At 50.8% G+C, this 16969-nt stretch carries 8 protein-coding genes and 1 pseudogene; 4 read left to right on the top strand and 5 right to left on the bottom strand.

Annotation, left to right across the window (positions count from 1 at the left end):
• Nucleotides 1-18: 18 nt before the first annotated feature.
• Nucleotides 19-357, bottom strand: coding sequence for a hypothetical protein (locus tag BUB30_RS05815; protein ID WP_073131882.1), 339 nt, complete (start codon nt 355-357; stop codon nt 19-21).
• A 454-nt stretch (nt 358-811) separates the two neighbouring features.
• Complete coding sequence (locus BUB30_RS05810) at nt 812-2980, bottom strand: PAS domain-containing protein (protein WP_073131880.1); 2169 nt, start codon at nt 2978-2980, stop codon at nt 812-814.
• A 405-nt stretch (nt 2981-3385) separates the two neighbouring features.
• On the opposite strand from BUB30_RS05810, the pseudogene BUB30_RS35590 reads away from it, so the two are divergent.
• Nucleotides 3386-3886, top strand: a pseudogene (locus BUB30_RS35590) (DUF6252 family protein); the annotation flags it as partial.
• Nucleotides 3887-3901: 15 nt separating this feature from the next.
• Here the strand turns inward: BUB30_RS35590 and BUB30_RS35885 are convergent.
• Both BUB30_RS35885 and BUB30_RS05795 read right to left on the bottom strand, forming a co-directional pair.
• On the bottom strand, nt 3902-5062 hold the full coding sequence (locus BUB30_RS35885; RefSeq protein ID WP_073131877.1) for a Calx-beta domain-containing protein: 1161 nt from the start codon (nt 5060-5062) through the stop codon (nt 3902-3904).
• An 89-nt stretch (nt 5063-5151) separates the two neighbouring features.
• Nucleotides 5152-11247 carry an alpha-2-macroglobulin family protein gene (locus BUB30_RS05795; protein ID WP_178377030.1) on the bottom strand — a complete coding sequence of 2032 codons (6096 nt, stop codon included), beginning with the start codon at nt 11245-11247 and terminating at the stop codon, nt 5152-5154.
• Nucleotides 11248-11759: 512 nt separating this feature from the next.
• Here BUB30_RS05795 and BUB30_RS05790 point away from each other — a divergent pair.
• Entirely contained in the window at nt 11760-12497 is a 738-nt protein-coding gene (locus tag BUB30_RS05790; protein WP_073131875.1) for a tetratricopeptide repeat protein, read from the top strand.
• A 229-nt stretch (nt 12498-12726) separates the two neighbouring features.
• Here BUB30_RS05790 and BUB30_RS05785 read toward each other — a convergent pair whose 3' ends face one another.
• Nucleotides 12727-14415, bottom strand: coding sequence for a D-apionate lactonase family protein (locus BUB30_RS05785; protein ID WP_073131873.1), 1689 nt, complete (start codon nt 14413-14415; stop codon nt 12727-12729).
• A 142-nt stretch (nt 14416-14557) separates the two neighbouring features.
• On the opposite strand from BUB30_RS05785, the gene BUB30_RS05780 reads away from it, so the two are divergent.
• Nucleotides 14558-15829 (top strand): cation:dicarboxylate symporter family transporter, encoded by a 1272-nt coding sequence (locus BUB30_RS05780; protein ID WP_073131871.1) that lies wholly within the window; start codon nt 14558-14560, stop codon nt 15827-15829.
• Nucleotides 15830-15837: 8 nt separating this feature from the next.
• A complete protein-coding gene (locus tag BUB30_RS05775; RefSeq protein WP_143164776.1) occupies nt 15838-16527 on the top strand; it encodes a hypothetical protein in 690 nt (229 codons plus the stop codon).
• Nucleotides 16528-16969: the final 442 nt, after the last annotated feature.

Here is a 16969-nt window from a genome sequence, read left to right as displayed (position 1 = left end):
GATCTTTAGTGAAAGGAATCAGGAACAATACTTCTGAAAGACACTCCGTATTTCCTGTAACACCAGGGGATGGTCGGTCACGGGAAGGTAGGTGTTGGCATCCTTCATTTGTTTGATCAGGGAAGAATAATGTACGAGGTCCAACGTGGAAATCTGCAATTCCTTGAGGTCCCGTTTCAGGAATTCAAGTTTGATGGGACTTAGCGTGGCGATATTGAAATTTTGTTCCAGGAAAGGGACAAGGGTAGAACCCAGCAGAAATCCCGAGATAAGGCTATCCCTGGATTCGCGGATACTGTCAATAATTTTTTCGATCGAGACCTTAGAATGCTCCTGAACCTGGTGATTGTTTTCCATTGATCGTGTAAGGTGTTACAATGATAAAAAGAAAAATGTACAAGTCATCTACAGGAACAGAGTTGCAGAAGCTGAATTAAATTTGTATGGTGGATAAATCTCCGATCCATACTTTAAACGCCGGACCCAATGGACTAACGGCCCGCATACGCGGATTTATGGCCTTGGGTGGCCTTTATAGGCAGGTTTGGGATGCACTTGAACGTTTTTGATCGGCAAAAAGGATTTTCGCTTAAAAGGATGCTACCCAAGCCCGTGGGGCTTTCCATCATAACCCCCAGCGGTAGCTGGAGGTAAGCAACAATCTGCACTCAACCCGCCTTGGCGGTTACCCGAACGCGTCGACAAATCTTAACAGGACACACAGCACACAGGACACCCAACCTCATTCCCATTATTTAAAACCAACGCACTCCATCCCAAGCCAACGTAATTAACATACAACGCGCTCCTATCAAGACAACTCGATTTCTTTCAGCAACGGCAACTTCATCTTCCTCGCCTGCCGGTTATACAGCAGCGTGGCTATATCCTCATCTTCGATGTGATACCGCGCCCCCACGTATTTGACAATATTCCTCGAAGCATCCTTCACCGGCACAATGGACGCATCCACCCAATACACGCTACCATCTTTCGCTTTGTTTTTGATGATGCCCCGGAACACCCCGCCCTTTTTCAACGTCGCCCAGAATTCCTGAAACAATTCCTTCGGCATATCCGGGTGGCGGAGCATGTTGTGCGGCTTCCCGATCAACTCTTCCCGGCTATATTTCGAAACCTCACAGAGCTTGTCGTTCACAAAAGTGATGTTCCCAAACAAATCGGACTCCGAGAGAATGGTAGTTACCCCGAACACATTCTCCCGCACTTCCAGTGTCTGCCGCATGTCCGTGTTTTCGTTTTGTGCCGTCATCAACGCGGTCACGTCCTTGGCATAGCAGGCAATAGCATAGATCTTTCCTTCGGCGTCGCGAATGGGGGAGTAGTGGTTCATGTAGAAGGACTTCACTCCATTGGTCGTAAACATATCCGACACCTGAAAATGCTCGCCCGCCAATGCACGATCGTAGTAAGCCTTTTGTTGAGCACGCTGCACCTCGTCGTGGGCAAACAACGAAAGCATTTCAAACCCCTTACCCGCTTTTAGTCCCATGGCCTCCAGCGCGCCGCTGAACACTTTGTTGGAGCCGATGATCCGGTAGTCTTTGTCCATCGTGAATATGGAATCGTTCGTGGCGTTCAATACCTCCAGCAGGTATTTCTCCTTATTTTGCACCTCGGTGAGCACGCGCTGCATTTCTTCCTGTGTCGCCGAAAGTTCTTCCATGTTTTGGCGGAGTTCTTCTTCCTGCGCTTTCAACTCTTCGGTTTGCTGCTGGGCCGCATCGCGGGCGCGGGTGATCTCCGTGACGTCTTTCACGAAAACAGCAGCCGCGATGATCTCACCCTGGTCATTGCGAATGGGACTGTAAGTAACAATGTAATACGCCTCCAGGTCCTGGAATTTGTAGTGGTCGGAAACATCGAATGTTTCCCCTTCGAAAACGCGTTTGTAGAGCCCCTTGTAACGGGCCTTTTCTTCCTGGGTGGCAAACAAATTGGAAATGTCGAACCCCTTGTCGATATCCAGACCCGACCCCGAATAAGTGGCCCGAAACACTTTGTTGCAATTGATCACCTTCATGTTCCGGTCCACCGTGAGGATGGAATCTTTGGAGGCGTTGATCAGGTCGGTCATGTATTTTTCCTTGCCCTGCACCTCCTTCATCACCCGGTGCATTTCCTCTTGGGTGGCCGAGAGCTCCTCCATGTTCTGGCGCATCTCTTCTTCCTGCGAACGCATTTGTTCGGCTTGCGCGCGGCTCTCCTGCAAAAGTCTTTGCGTGCTCGTGCTCACTTTAGCGGCCGAGATGGTGGAGGCAATACTTTCTCCCAGGCGTTCTACGAATTCGATCTGGTAGTTTTTGATCTCGTTGAACGAAGCAATCTCCACGAGGCCAAACACGCGTTCCTCGATCTTCAACGGCACGATCAGCAAATTGCGCGGCAGGCCTTCGCCCAGGCCCGACGTGATACGGATGTAGTCCTTCGGGATATGTTTCAGGTAGGCGGTCGTTTTTTCCAACACTACTTGCCCGATAATGCCTTCACCCAGTTCAAACCGTTGGGTTAGAAATTTCTGACGGTTATAGGCATAGCACGCAGCCATCTCCAGGTAGACGTCCTTTTTGTCGTCGTCGTTCACGATGTAGAGTGCACCCTGGTTGGCATTCAGGTATTTCACCAACTGGCTGATGATATCGTTCGACAGTTGGGTGATGTCATTGTTCTTGGAACGCAGGATGTCAACAAACTTCGCCAGCCCTTCCGACACCCAGTTGCGTTGACGCTCTTCGGCCGAGAACTTTTTCATCTGGTCGCGCATGCTCACCAGCGACGAGGCCAGCGCATTGTCGCCGTCGGCTTCGGTGCCGGAATCATAGGGAATGTCGAGGTTGCCCTGCTCGATGGCCTTTACAAATTCCGTGGCCCCTGAAACCTGGAGCTTGTAGTTTGAAAGTTGTTGATGGAAGTCGTTCAATTTGTCCTTTTTGACAAACGAATAAGGAAATGCTTTCATGACGGCATGCGTTTTCGCAACGTTACCGACCAGCGCAGCGGTGAAGAATTTGTATTGAGCGACCGGGCGAATCCGGTGAGCAGACGGGGGAAAATAGCCGGTGAGTGGTGGGTTCGGCCGGACACTAAAAAACGGAAGGTTTACACGAACGGTCTGGACCTTCTGCTATTTTTAATTAGCCCATGTCTCGTTTTTCCATTCAGGGTTAACGTGTCAGCCAGGCTTGACGCGTGCCATGAGCAAGGGTATGAAACACCAGGCTGGATTTGGGATGGACGTTAAGACTGGAAATCCTCACGGAACGTGGCAAAACCTTACTGATTTTCATGTAAGGGGAATATCGGGCGTATCGTAAACTGAAATCCTATTGCAGTAGCACGATCTAGTTTTGGGGCACCATAAAACATGGAATTAAACGAAGATATGTCTATGAAACCCCTCGTCATTGCCCTGACCATTTATGCTGCGGTACTCTTCGCTGCCTGTACAGAACCCAAGATCATCATCATTCAATGTAACGTCTGCGAACCGGAAGACGGTCCATCCGGCGATCAACGTCCGCCGGTTGACTTTTTTATGCAGGCCACGATTGATGGAAAGCTTTGGATCGCTAATGTCGACCGCACTGGGCTAAGTACGCCCTTAAATGCGGGAGGCGAGATTGTGGTCATGGATACGGAGCGTACTTCGCAAATCACACTTCGTCTTCCGAGAGATCCTGTGATCGGACAAGTTTACCAACTCACACCACTGGGGCAGGCCGGGGAATCCAGCGCTTTTTATACACCCAATCCTTCAGGCTTGTTACCGGCCTATTACGAATCAATCGCAGGCAGCGTAACCATCAAAGGGATCAACCGGGACAAAGGAATGATCGGAGGACTATTCAACTTCACAGGCAAGGATGCTCAAACCGGTAAGCTACGGATACATGGGAATCCTGAACACACCGTCGGTAACCGTGACGTTTCTTTCAGAATTCTTGCTGTCCAGGCCGACGAAATTGAACGACCCTGTAATGACATTATTGGCCAGGTCGACTTCCATGATACTTAATTCTCCAATACCGGCTACTCCCAGATAGATGGGGCCGGGCGATGTACCATAAAAAGGCGTGTACACCGCGGTGATGTGGTTGTTGTCGGCTAAATATCCAAGGGTGGCGATTTTGTAATGCTTTGGTACGGTTGGCGGATCGTAGAACGTCAGCGTTATTTGTGAAAAATTGTGCTCTGTTCCGAGCATGACATTGGTTCCATTGTTACCGGTAAATGACGCACCCAGGGTTCCGTCAACAAGCCCCGTCCACGGCTGGCCTTCGATTTTGGCGTTCATGAAAAAGGTCTTGGAATTCTCCAGGATGTAGACCGGACGTTCGGTGTTTGCCATGCTCAAATTTGTCAAGTCAGCGAGTACAATGGAAAATGACTCCGCACCTTCGGCAAGGTTGTCTTGCCGGATAGGGATCCTGATCTGAATTTTGGTGTCCCCTGTGGCAACGGATACACTTTTTGGCGTCAACACTTCCGTGAAGTCAGTGCCTCCGGCAGATCCCGTCCGTGTCGTGTAGGTGAGGGAGGCATTCGCCGGGCTTGGTCCACTGAGCATCAACGTCACGATCGCATCACTCCCTTCGTTCGCGGTGAACAAGGGATCCATGGAAATCATCGGGATCCGGTCGGAATTCGTGATGGTGCAAAGTCCCGCCGACTTTATCAGGGAGGCGTTCTGCACGCTGGACAAAATAATATTAAAACGCTCGTCGGGTTCCTGCACGCCATCCGAGTAGGTTAGAACGCTGATGGATGTGGACAAAGAACCCGGTGCAATGAAACCTACCCCGTACGTTCCCATTGCCGAATAGTCGGTCGACACGGCCGTACCATCCCGCGTGATGTACATGAAGCCGACGGTATCCTCGCTGGCCTCGCTCAGGGTAACCGTAAAGTGCGCAGGCAAGCCTTCCTCGACGGTTATATCATCGATGGTTAGATCAGGTCTGCCTTTCGGGGGATCGTTTTGGGAGCAGGCCCATGCCAATGCAGCGACACATAACAACAGGATTCTAACGGAGTATTTCATACAAGGGGTTACTGGATAACGGGGTGCAAAATAATTGTTCAGACTGAAATCTGGATTCAATCTGAACAATTATTCCTCGGGCTTGCCAATTACCTCATATTCACCCGGATGCCTTGTGAATGGCTGCTAAACTCCGGCGCGTACATGCATTGTATGGTTGTGATGCCATTCGAAAAATCGCCCTTTTGCGACACGCGCAATGCATACTCGAAGACGTAGGTGCCTTTCGGCAGATAGCCGATAAAGAAGTTTGTGGCCAGGTCGCGGGGGCTTTCATAATAATACAAGCCATCCTGGTAGCGATAGGTCGAAAGGGTCGTCACGGGCTCGAAGCCGGCGGCGCGCATGTCTTTCAAGTGAACATATTCCATGTCGCGATCCACGCGGAGTTCGATGCGCACCTTCACGAGGTCGCCCACCTGTAAAAGGGTTTTGTCGTTCACGGGCGTGATCACCGGACCACGGTCGGTGTTTTGCTGGAGGAACAGATCCTTCTTCAGCTTCAACGGCGTTTCGGCCGGTGTGATCTTGTCGAGTTGTTCGAAGTATTGCCAATAGGCTGCACCCCAGGCCACGCCGTCGTCTGACTTGGTGACGGTGATGTTACCCATGCCGTTGGTGATCTCGCCGGCTTGCCAGGCAGTCTTGAAATAGCCCGTGCCGGCTTCCAACTTGGCGTCGTCGCGTTTGGTGGGGTCAACCACTTTGTTGTCGACTTTTACCTCTACCAATTGGGTGCTCGCCAGCAGGTCGGTGCCGCGGCGCAACAAAGCGTAGCAGGCTTCGGAAGTGGCTTTGGTAGTTTTCCAGTCCTGGGTTTGTTTCTGTTTGAGCAGCCACACCTTCAGGTCTTCCACGGATTTGATGTCGGCGGCCACTTCATCATACACTTCGATCATCAGCGCCTGGGTTTCGATGGGGGCTTGGTACCAATAGTAACCCCGGTCGCTCTTCCAATACATGCCCATCTCTTCCGAACGCAAGGCGTGTTCCGAAAACGATTTGATCATCGCGGCGGGTGTCACCTTATCGCCGGAGCGGTGCAGGGCGAGGGCCAGCATGCCTTGCATGTACAGGTTTTGTGACAGCCAATATTTCTTGGCTTGGCCGGTGTAATATTGGAAGGCTTCCTGTGTGTGCGAAGCGATCTTCACGTCTTTAAAGTAGCTGCGCGTGTACAGGTAGTGCACTTGCAGATAACCGAGGTTGTTGTCTTCCAGCTTTGCTTCCTTGCGTTTAACACGGCGCTTCAGGTCCTCATAATCGTCGGCCAGTTTGTTATCCATGTAGGCCAGCGCCTGCGTGGTCATCTGCCAGGTGTCGGTGCGCATGGATTTCACGCCCAGTGCGTCGAGGTGGCCCAGGCCGCTCACGATGTGTTGGGTCATGTAGCGGTCTTCTGGGAAACCGGGGAACCACGCAAATCCTCCATTAGGGGTTTGGGCTTTGGCCACTTTGTCGAGGGCGCGGGCTTGTTCGTTGGCCATGCGGTTCAAATCAAACAAAAGTCCCACGTTGCGTTTGCGTTCGGTTTCATTTTGTGCTTGCAATACCCAGGGTGTTTCTTCCAGCAATGCCGACTTCAGCTCCTGGTTCTTTTCCAGGTTCGACAGCAAGGCATCGGGTTGAACATTCTTCCACGTGTCGAACACCTGGCGGATGCGCGGATGGCTGTTGGCCACGTGTGCTGCAATGCTGTTGGCATAGAAGCGGCTAAACGTTTGCTCTACGCACTCGTAGGGATATTCCATCAGGTAAGGCAGGGCTTGGATGGCGTACCATGCGGGGTTGGAGGTGAACTCCAGGGTGAACTGCTGATGTTTCAACGTGCTGGAATTGTTCGCCAACAGTTTCTCGAAGCGGAAGGTCTTGCTTTGTTTGCCACGGATGGGCAGGGGCAAGCTTTCCGTCACCAGCATACGGTTGGTCACCACGGGCACAGTCATCTCTTCGCCGTCGGAGAAATTTCCGGCCTTGGCCACGACACGATAGGAGAGGGCCTGGAGTCCTTCGGGGATCTCGATGCTCCATTCCACGGCCGTGCTTTGACGGGGGCCTACGGAAAAGTTCTTTGAAGCATTCGTGTTTTTCATTTGTGCGTCGACTGGCTTGCCGGTGAGGGCATCGCGGAATTCCAGCTGAGCCTGGCCGGTCAACGCCTGGTCTACGAGGCTGCTGATCTTCACGGAGAAGGTCATCTTATCGCCTTCGCGGAAGAAACGGGGCGCGTTCGGCACTACCATTAAATCTTTTTGCGTCACCAGGTGATTGGTGGTGAAGCCAGATTTTAAATCCTGTGTGTGCGCAAAGCCTAACATCTTCCAACGTGTCAACGCTTCAGGAACAGTGAAGTTCACGATGATCTCCCCGGCTTCGTTGGTTTGCAGGTTGGGGAAGAAGAAGGCGGTCTCGTTGAAGTTGGTGCGGGCTTTTACATCGGAAAGATCTTCCGTGGCCTTTGACGCAGACCCCTTACCGGATTTGTCCTTATTTTTATTGACAACGTCACCACCGAGCGTAGCGTCAGCGTATTCCGTCACCACCTCTTCCTCCGCCATCTTTGCACTTTCCTTCTTTTCCATCATCGGGGCCGCCGACATTGCCATGGCGGGCATGGCATCTTGGTTACTAAGCCGGTACACACCACCCCTAACCGTGCGGCGGTTCATATAAAAACCAAACCAATTGAGCGCATCATAATCGGCCTCCGACGCATAACGCGAGTGGGAAGGATTCCATCCCTCAATATGGTTGGTCAATTGATGCTGTATAAATCCACGTTGACTTTCCCACGACAACGTCGAATACGTAGAAGAATAAAAAGTGGCAGCCCAGTCGTGGAACCTGAACACGTCCAGCGATTCATCGTACAAGGTAGCCACCATCTCCGCGGCGATCTTGTCGGCGTTCTTTCCTTTTACGCGGATCTTCCACTGCTCTTGTTGGCCCGGCAGCAGCTTGTCGCGGAAGGTCTCAAACGACACATCGAGCATCTTGTTGGTGTAGGGTACCTCCACCATAAAGTTTTCCGTGTAGAGCCGGTTGTTCTTCACGAAAGTATAATGCACGCCCAGGTTGCCCCGGTGTTCTTCTTTCACGGCGATCTCGAAAATGCGCTGCTCCTTGCTCAAGGTCACCCATTCCTGCGAAAGCAGTTTGCCATCGTACTCAACTTCATAGAGCACGCGTATTTTTTCTTCCGACGTGCCAGCGGCAAAGGTGGCTTTTTCACCGGGTTCGGCTTTCAGATTTACGCGTTGAAAATAATGCACCTGGGGTATGGCCAGTGTTTTCGCCTGCGGAGCAAACACCGAGAAGTAGCTCACTTCTTTCACCGGCTGCCCAAACTTGTCGGTGGAGGTGATCTCGAGCACATACTGGCCTTCCTTCCATTGGTGCAGGTTTGGGATGGAGAATGCCTTTTGCTTTTCCGTATCAAACTTCAAGGCAAAGGCTTCGTGTCCGCGTTCCCATTTGAATGGATTCGATTCGTCGGCATACAGATCGTAAGGGAACAGTTTGTAATATTCTTCCTGCGTATAGAGGTGCCGGTCGGTTTGCGGCCAGAAGCGCGGGCGGAATGCTTTCGCAGGCGCCTTCAAAGCATAAATATGAATATCGCCTTTTGCCGCTTCGGGCTGGCCGGCCAGGTTATTGGCCTGGATGGAAAACTCCTGTGTCAGCTGTGCCGTGTTGCTCTTATCCAAGTTGGGCATGGCGACGTTTACCACCAATGCTTTATAGCCGACATCAACCGTCGTGGATGAGCTATGGGTTTCTCCATTGAGGTCCGTTACGTCGGCATACACCGTATAGCTAAAGGTCGGGTCCGAAGTTTTGTCAACCGTTCCATCCGGAATGGCAAGAAAGTCGATGGTGAATTTTCCATTGGCATCCGTCTGCGCATCGCCGTGTTTGATCTCCACTTCCGGGGAAGTAGGGTAGTAGCCCCAACGGCACCACCACCAGAACGGGAAGTGCGCCACCCGCACGACGCGATAATGCACTTTGGCACCATCGATGTTGGCACCGGAATAGGCCCGCGCAAAACCAACCGTGTTCACGGTATCCGCCAGGCGGAACGTGCCTTTCACAAGGTCGAAGCCCACTTCAAATTTCGGACGTTTATACTCCTCCACAGAAAAGTCAACGCTGCCGCTGTGGTAGAGCTCCACCAGTTGCATGTTTCCGGTCAGGCCGGTGGTGGGCGCGGTGAAGGTGCCACTGAACGTTCCGTATTCATTGGTAACAACATTCACTTCGCTGCGCTGTTCCCCATTCACGTCATGAAGGGCAATGGTGGTGCTGTATCCTTTGCGGATCTCCGACGTCACGCCATCGGTGTCCACCATCAATCCCTTGAAGTAGATCGTTTGTCCTGGCCGGTAAATGGCCCGGTCGAGGAAGAAAAAGGTTTGCAGACGATGCTCGCGACCACTGGAGATATATTGCGAAATACCCCCATAATAATATTCGCCACCATCGATGCCCTGTGTGCCCGTCACATCATTTTTGTAAGTGAAGATCACCGAATAGTTTCTCCGGTCTTCCTCCCGGAAGAAGGGCACTTTGAAATGACCTTGCGCATCGCTGGTTTGCGTGCCCACGATCCTGGTCTCGTACTTATTTGTTTTATAGTTGTAATGGCTTGTCAACACCGTGGCGGTCACTCCCGCAAAAGGCTCGCCCGTTTGCCGGTGAAGCACAAAGAACTCGGTGGACCCGTCGGCGTTGTTTCGGTGCACATAACTGATGTTGGTCACGGAGGTGAATGTATACGCGATCCCATTGTTCAGTGTTGAAAAATCGGCCAGGTTACTGAACACGATCATATATTCTCCCACCGGGACAGCCTCGAGTTTCACTTCCAGACTGTGCAATTGATAGTCGCCATCGTCGGGCAGCGTAAACGAGCCTGACTTCGCCACCGGTTGCGCCAGGAAGTATTGCAAGAATTTTTGCTCCCGTTTGTCATAGTCCACCTTGTCCAGGCTTTTGCGCTGCGCTGCCACCGTCTCGCGGGTGGTCTTGATGATCCGATAGTATAACGAGGTGAAGTTTTTATATTCAATGCGACTGCGGAAGGGCTGATCCGGCAAGTTGTTCTCTTCCACCAATGCGGAGATGGATTTAATCCGGAGACTTTCTTGCAGATTTTCGCACTGTATGGCACCATCCGATTTAGGGAATCTTTTTAAAGCGCCATCACAAATCGCATAGGCTTTTTTCAGATCCAGCTTGTGCTCGTCCGACTGCAAAGGCTTATACAGGCGACCCGCCTCAACATACGTCTCGGCAATCGCATAGGTCACCCGTGTTGAAATGGGATGGGCGATAACGCCTTGCTCCAATTGTTCCAGCGCTTTGCGGTACAATTCATTTTTGGTGGAAAGCGTGAAATTATTTTTTACCAGGAGCAGCCGTTGCAGGTCCACGTCCACCAGGGCCGAGGGGTCCTTGTCGGGCAAGTGAAAGCGAATAAGTTCCTGGAGCAACAACAACGCCTGGAATTTCATGGATAGCGTGTCTTGCGATTGGATCGACAGGGTGGCAAAAGTTTTGGCAGGAGCCAGGTAAGCTTCCTGGTCCAGGGCAAAGGCTTCGGCTGGACGCGTAATGGCGGGTTCGTCGCCGGAGAAGAATTGGATGGCCCGTTGGGCGAGGAAGTCATAGAGCGTGGGGCGATACGCTCGTCCCGTTTCGTTGCCCTTGTGAATGACTTCCGGGAGAAGATCAATGGTGGCCGTCTTGCTTTTGTCGGCGTCTTCCAGCGAAAGCTTGTAATGATGGAAGGTGGCTTCCACGATCTTGTCGAGGCTCCAGGTGGCCACGTCATTATTGTCCATGTTCACCGTCTGGCTGCGTTGGTTAAAGCGCCAGCGGTTTTGTTGATAATAATTCCAATACATTTCCCCCAGCATGGTGTGCAGGATGGGTTTTACGGGATACGTTGCGGTCCGGGCTTCTTCTTCCACCACGCCCAGGTTCTTTACAAAATCGTCTTCTTCTTCATACTCGGTAAACTTCAGTTTGTGTACAACGGCTTTTACCAGTTGTGGGGCGTTTGCGTCTTTTTTGGCTTGCGCATAGATGGTGTTCACAACGGTCAGCGCGGATTTGGGCAATCCTTTACTCTCGAATTCGGTGACCTCTTTCCAGGCCTTTTCGTAGTTAAATGGGGTCATGGGAACGGATTTAGTTTGTGCCAGGGCAATGTTTACGATTAAGCTCAAGGCTACAATTCGCGCTAGTAAGTTCATGTCCGGATATTTTTTGAAGGTGTCAACGCACAATAGATGCCAGGATCGCACAAATCCACAGTTGTCTTGGGATTATTTTTTGATGGGGCATCAAAGCCTAAAAATAACGCATCAACGGCAATAAAGCGCTTTACATCAGTGATTAACCAACAACGACATCACTCAAAAAATGAAGGAATAAGCGGATCTGGAAAAACGTCCAGAAACATCCGGAAATGACGGTTAACGGGAATTGACAGCTATCGGCTCGGCGGTAAAATTATAAATTACCGTGGACAGTCAAACGCAATGGAAAAAAAATAGTTACAACGGGTTGGCGCATTCCGCCGTTGCGAGGTTTTATTTCCCTGAAAAAAGCTGTATCCTCGTGATCGAGTTGGAGCAATAGCGGGACCGATAGAAAATTTATTCCCCGACCTAAACCGCATCGCCATATTATGTTTCTTGGATTTTACACACCCGTCCTGGTACTACAGGGTTTTTGTTTGTATCACGCCTACCAAAGGAACTCTGAGCAACGCTGGTACTGGCTCATCATTTTCTTCCCCGCCGTGGGCTGTGCCATCTACCTGTATCACAATTTCTATAACCGCCGCAACATACAGTCCATCGCCGAAAGCGTAAAAACGGTGACCAACAGCAACTACCGGCTCGAACAACTCGAAAAAGCCGTACGCTTCAACAACAGCCTCGCCAACAAAACCATGCTGGCCGACGCCTACCTCCACCTGGGCCGTCCCAAGGAGGCCATCAACCTCTACATCGACTGCCTCCAGGGCTTCATGGCCGACGACCCCATCCTCCGCATGAAACTCCTCCAGGCCTATTACCTCGATGGCAACCACGACGCCGTGGCCGACATGGGCAGCCGCCTGGTCAATGAAAAAACATTCCGCGACACCGAAGAAGGCATCGCCTACGCCTGGTCGCTCCACCACCTCGGCCGCACCGACGAAGCCCAGGCCCAGTTCGAAGTCATGGACCGCACCTTCACCAACTACCGACAACGGCTGGAGTACTGCAAATTCCTGCGCCTCACCAACCAACACGAAGCGCTCAACCAAAAGCTGGTCGAGCTCCTCGAAGAGATCGCCCACATGACCAGCACCGAACGCCGCATCAAACGCGACGTCATCCGCGAGATCAAAGAGATGAACGCGACGGTGAGTGCGTGAGTCGGTAGTAAGTAGTAAGTAGTCAGTAGTCAGTAGTCAGTAGTAAGTAGTCAGTAGGTGATCGTCATTAGGCAGTGATCAAATATTTCAATAGATGGTGATCAACATCAATACATGGGATTCAGATGCAATTGAAAACAAAACACCAAATCTTTAGCTCTCCTGAATCATGACTACTGGCTACTTACTACTTACTACTTACTACTTACTACTTACTACTGGCTACTGATTAATCCCAATGGATCGCATAAGGCTTCAATAGCACTGTCCTGTTGTTGACGTGCACCGTTTGCTCTTCCGCTGTATAATTCCAAACGACGATTCGATTGCCCTCAAAAACAAAACCATCCGCTTTCAGGGGTTGTGTTGAATACGACGAAAGTACATTTCGTGGAAGGGCCAATAATTTTCGCAGCGCGTCACCCACTGGATAAGGTGTGCCATCCGCAGAAACAATTCCCTGCGGCCCATGTGTTTGAAAGTAGGTGACTGCCGAAGCGCCCGCTTCGCTCAGGTGCTTGATGCTTCCCAACGTCCATACCGCGCAGAGGGGTGTGGATTGGCGTGGGTCGGTGCGGTCTGTTTCGCTCATCACCCTATTTTTTGGATCCGACGCATAGGGATTAAACTGCTTTCGCAACGTGATGGGGGAGATGTTCACGGCGCGATCGGGATAGAGGGCCTGGGCGCTAAAGACCACGTCTTCTTGTGCGCCGAGATTTTCGATCAGCGTCAAATCATCAAAGGCATGTTCCTGTGGGTGCGCGGCAAAGGAAACAAAATCCACCGCCGTTGCGTCAAAGCTTCCCTGGTTCAATTGTTGAAAGTTGTAGTTCGTCCCCGCGCCAAAATGTGTTTTTGGAAAATAGGTTTTCAATGACGCGGCGTGGTCGATGATCGCCTGGGGCGTCACCGCGGCAGCATCGCCTAGCAGCAAGACGCGTTTCAATGTCAACCGGTTTTGTAGACAGAGTTGTGTAAAGGCGTCCAGCTCCAGTTTGTAATCCGCCGAAAGATGCAGCACAACTTCTGGTGCCAGTTGCAGTTCCGACGCCGCCACGCAGGCTTCCGAAAACGCCGTCACCCAATCATGGCCCAACGGCCGCACATCTATCCTGAAATGCGACAACCCCATCTCTCGGATCACGCGCCCAATCGCCGGCGACACCTGCACGTTGGTCGCCGCGCCCACGCCAATCTCGGGCAGCGCAACCAGGTCTTTATTCACGATGATGCGGATGGGCCCCTCATCGTCCACCGTCGGAGCCGCAGCAGCAGGAGGCGTGAATGTGACCTTCTGGTGAACGCGATCGCCCTTCTTCAATGCGACCGGAAACGGAAGGGTAGAAGGCGTGCAAAATGTTTTGAACGAGGCATCTGTCCAGTTGCGCTGGTCTTCGGTTTCAAACACATCGCCTTCGAAAGCCAGCGTGTACCAGTCACCCAACGTTTGCCAGCGGAAGCCTTTCATGTCCTTGAAAGGATTCACCGGGTCCACGTTCACGGGGAACGCTGAACGTGTGGTGTCGCCGTTGGTGTGCAATGCTTCTGCTAGCTGGCCTAGCGTCGTGTCCGGTGGATGGAGCACGCAGAAACCGGCGCGGTTTTTCAATTGATCGGCCAACGCCTCACCTGCAATCTCGAAAGTGATGGAGCCATCGCGCCGGCCTTCCAGCACCGCGTGCCACTGGAACACAGGCATACCGTTTTTGGTGTTTACGCAGTCGTAGGCAATGCGAAACGAATCGGGACCGATGGTGCGTTCTTCGTTTTGGATCTGTTTGTCCAGGGTGGTCCAGTTCTCATCCCGCAGGGCGAAGTAGATCATGCGCAAGATCTCGTGGCTCCCCAGTTGCAGGTGGCGCAAAAAACCGTTTTCATATCCCACCTGCCATTGTCCTGCGCGAAGTCGTTCCATGCCGTTAAGAATTTCGCTAAAGATAACCCCCTTTCTCAATTCCGTTTTCCGAACTTTCAAAGATTTCTACGCCCGGTGGGTTGCCATACTTTTTAAATTTCCCTATCTAGGGTCGTCGAACCTTTTTAAGACCCTTTAACTCTTGAGCACCACCGCCAAAACGATCCTGAAAAGCCTCACCTTCTGGGTATTGCTGTCCATCGCCGCCGGCATTGTCATCGGCATAGCCGACCCCGAACGGGCGGTGCAGATGGAATTCCTCGGCAAAGGCTTTATCAGCGTGGTCAAGCTCTTCATCAACCCCATCATTTTCCTCACCATCACACTGGGCATCGCCGCGATGGGCGACCTCAAAAAAGTGGGGAAGACCGGTGGCAAAGCTCTCATTTATTTCGAGGTCGTTACGAGCTTTGCCCTCCTCATCGGTGTGGCTGTGGCGTTCGTTATTCAACCTGGAGCAGGCGTAGATACCACGCGTGCGAGCGGCGCTGAGATAGGCAAGTATGTCACCGGCGCTCAGCAGTTCAGTTGGCTACATTTTTTTCAAGACAACCTCACGTTGCAAGTTCTGGTAGTGTCGCTCGTCACCGGATCCCTTATCAGTCTCTTCGATAAGCAACAACGGTTCATTAAGCCACTCACGTTCGTTTCCAAATATGTGTTCAAGGCGTTGCACATTGTGATGTACGCGGCGCCTATCGGCGCTTTCGGTGGTATGGCTTATACGGTTGGTAAGTTTGGGCCTTCTGCGTTGGTGTCGCTGGCTAAACTCATGGCGGCTGTCTACACGACGATGGGCATTTTTGTTTTTGTAGTGTTGGGGGCTATTCTTTGGATGTATCGAATACGGATCATCGATTTTTTAAAATACATCAAAGAGGAATTGCTCATCGTGCTGGGGACTTCATCGAGTGAGGCGGCGTTGCCTTCGCTGATGGAGAAGCTGGAACGTATGGGGTGTGCCAAGCCGATCGTGGGGCTTACCGTTCCAGCCGGCTATTCGTTTAATCTTGATGGCACTACGATCTACTTGTCGATGGCGTGTATCTTTCTCGCCCAGGCTTATAATGTGCACCTTAGCATGGATAAGATTCTTACGTTGATTGGTATTTTGTTGGTGACTTCTAAAGGAGCTGCAGGTGTGACGGGGAGTGGGTTCATTGTGTTAGCCACTACGTTGCAGGCGGTGAAGTCTATTCCTATTGAGGGGCTTGCTTTGCTGATTGGGGTGGACCGGTTTATGTCGGAGGCGCGGGCGATTACGAATATGATTGGGAATGGGGTGGCTACGGTGTGGCTTTCGAATAATGAGAAGGCGTTTGATCGTGGGAAGATGTTGGAGGCGTTTCAGAAGACGCCGACGAGTTTGGAATCGCCCCAGGCTGTGTCGGGAGATGGCAAATTACCATTGTAGTAGCATGAATGCGGGAAGGTTTTTTTATGCTTTCTTTTGTTGTCGCACTAGGCGTGGTTCATGCTGCTAAAGCTGAGAATCCAAAGCTCTCCATCGAATATCAATTGTCGGACAAGGACGTGGTGTTTACAATCCAATACCAAAACCCAACGTCGGATACCCTTGTTTTTTGGATTCAAAATTGGCGATTGATATTATTGAAAGATCCGAAGGTAAAATTCAGAGGTTTTCCGTATATGAGTAAGCTGGCCAATTATACGTTTTTTTTGGACAAGTCGATCGATTTGCTGAATCAGCTTTCGGATGAAGAATACTATTCGTCTATTAATGGGGAGATGGCTAGTGTATGCATGAAGAAACTTGACCCGAAAGAGACTTTTGTTGTTGAGATTGTCTCGAAAAACGAAGACTTAATTGGATTTATAAAAAAAGAATCATTTAAGATTACTTCGATCTTGAGCTATGCAAAAATAACTGATCTTAGAAAAAATGGCTCATTCAGTGAAGCGCTGTGCGTTGATTCCAATCTGTTGAAATTGGAAGATCTCCCGATTACGGGAAATGGATTGAATGAAATTCGTACTTGGGATTTTGCATTTTCAGAGAGGGTAATTAATCCACTCATTCCCTATCACAATTATGGCGATGGATTTCACTTATACATAGTGCGACAAGTGCCTGTAAGCAGGGTACACTAAGCTACACTCATTGCACGGTATACTTGTTCCGGATATTTCATATTCATAACCCGACGTAAATCCTGGTTCGAAAAATTGCCTCCTCCCTTTCAATAATTTTTTTATTTCAACCTTTTAACCGTAAATAACGCAGCTAAATATTTTTTTTCGACCACTAAACGGAAATTCCTGGAATTGTTTAGTTTTGCGTCAACAACAGTTGGGTAAAAAAAAGAAGCCTGACCAACGTTACTTAAAAATACGGCTAGCATGAATAGAATCATGCTGAATGTGAGTGATTTGGTAAGATAGCTGTGCTGTTGAATTGACCCTCCCCCGATTGTTTTATGAAGCAATTGCACAAGTCAGAAACTTGTGCACTGAGTTTACTTTGCCTGTATTTTCGGCTTGATACTATATACCCTCTTCCGAAGCATGACTTGATGGTTGTATTTGTGATGAT

Origin of the sequence: Chryseolinea serpens (assembly GCF_900129725.1) — a bacterium.
Taxonomy (GTDB): Bacteria; Bacteroidota; Bacteroidia; order Cytophagales; family Cyclobacteriaceae; genus Chryseolinea; species Chryseolinea serpens.
The sequence above is the reverse complement of the archived record's forward strand: the minus strand, read 5'-3'. Positions and strand labels throughout refer to the sequence as shown.

Excerpts from the sequence above, each read along its gene's own strand:
- BUB30_RS05815 (WP_073131882.1), bottom strand. The coding sequence starts at position 357 with ATGGAAAACAATCACCAGGTTCAGGAGCATTCTAAGGTCTCGATCGAA.
- BUB30_RS05810 (WP_073131880.1), bottom strand. The coding sequence starts at position 2,980 with ATGAAAGCATTTCCTTATTCGTTTGTCAAAAAGGACAAATTGAACGAC.
- BUB30_RS35885 (WP_073131877.1), bottom strand. The coding sequence starts at position 5,062 with ATGAAATACTCCGTTAGAATCCTGTTGTTATGTGTCGCTGCATTGGCA.
- BUB30_RS05795 (WP_178377030.1), bottom strand. The coding sequence starts at position 11,247 with ATGACCCCATTTAACTACGAAAAGGCCTGGAAAGAGGTCACCGAATTC.
- BUB30_RS05790 (WP_073131875.1), top strand. The coding sequence starts at position 11,760 with ATGTTTCTTGGATTTTACACACCCGTCCTGGTACTACAGGGTTTTTGT.
- BUB30_RS05785 (WP_073131873.1), bottom strand. The coding sequence starts at position 14,415 with ATGGAACGACTTCGCGCAGGACAATGGCAGGTGGGATATGAAAACGGT.
- BUB30_RS05775 (WP_143164776.1), top strand. The coding sequence starts at position 15,838 with ATGCGGGAAGGTTTTTTTATGCTTTCTTTTGTTGTCGCACTAGGCGTG.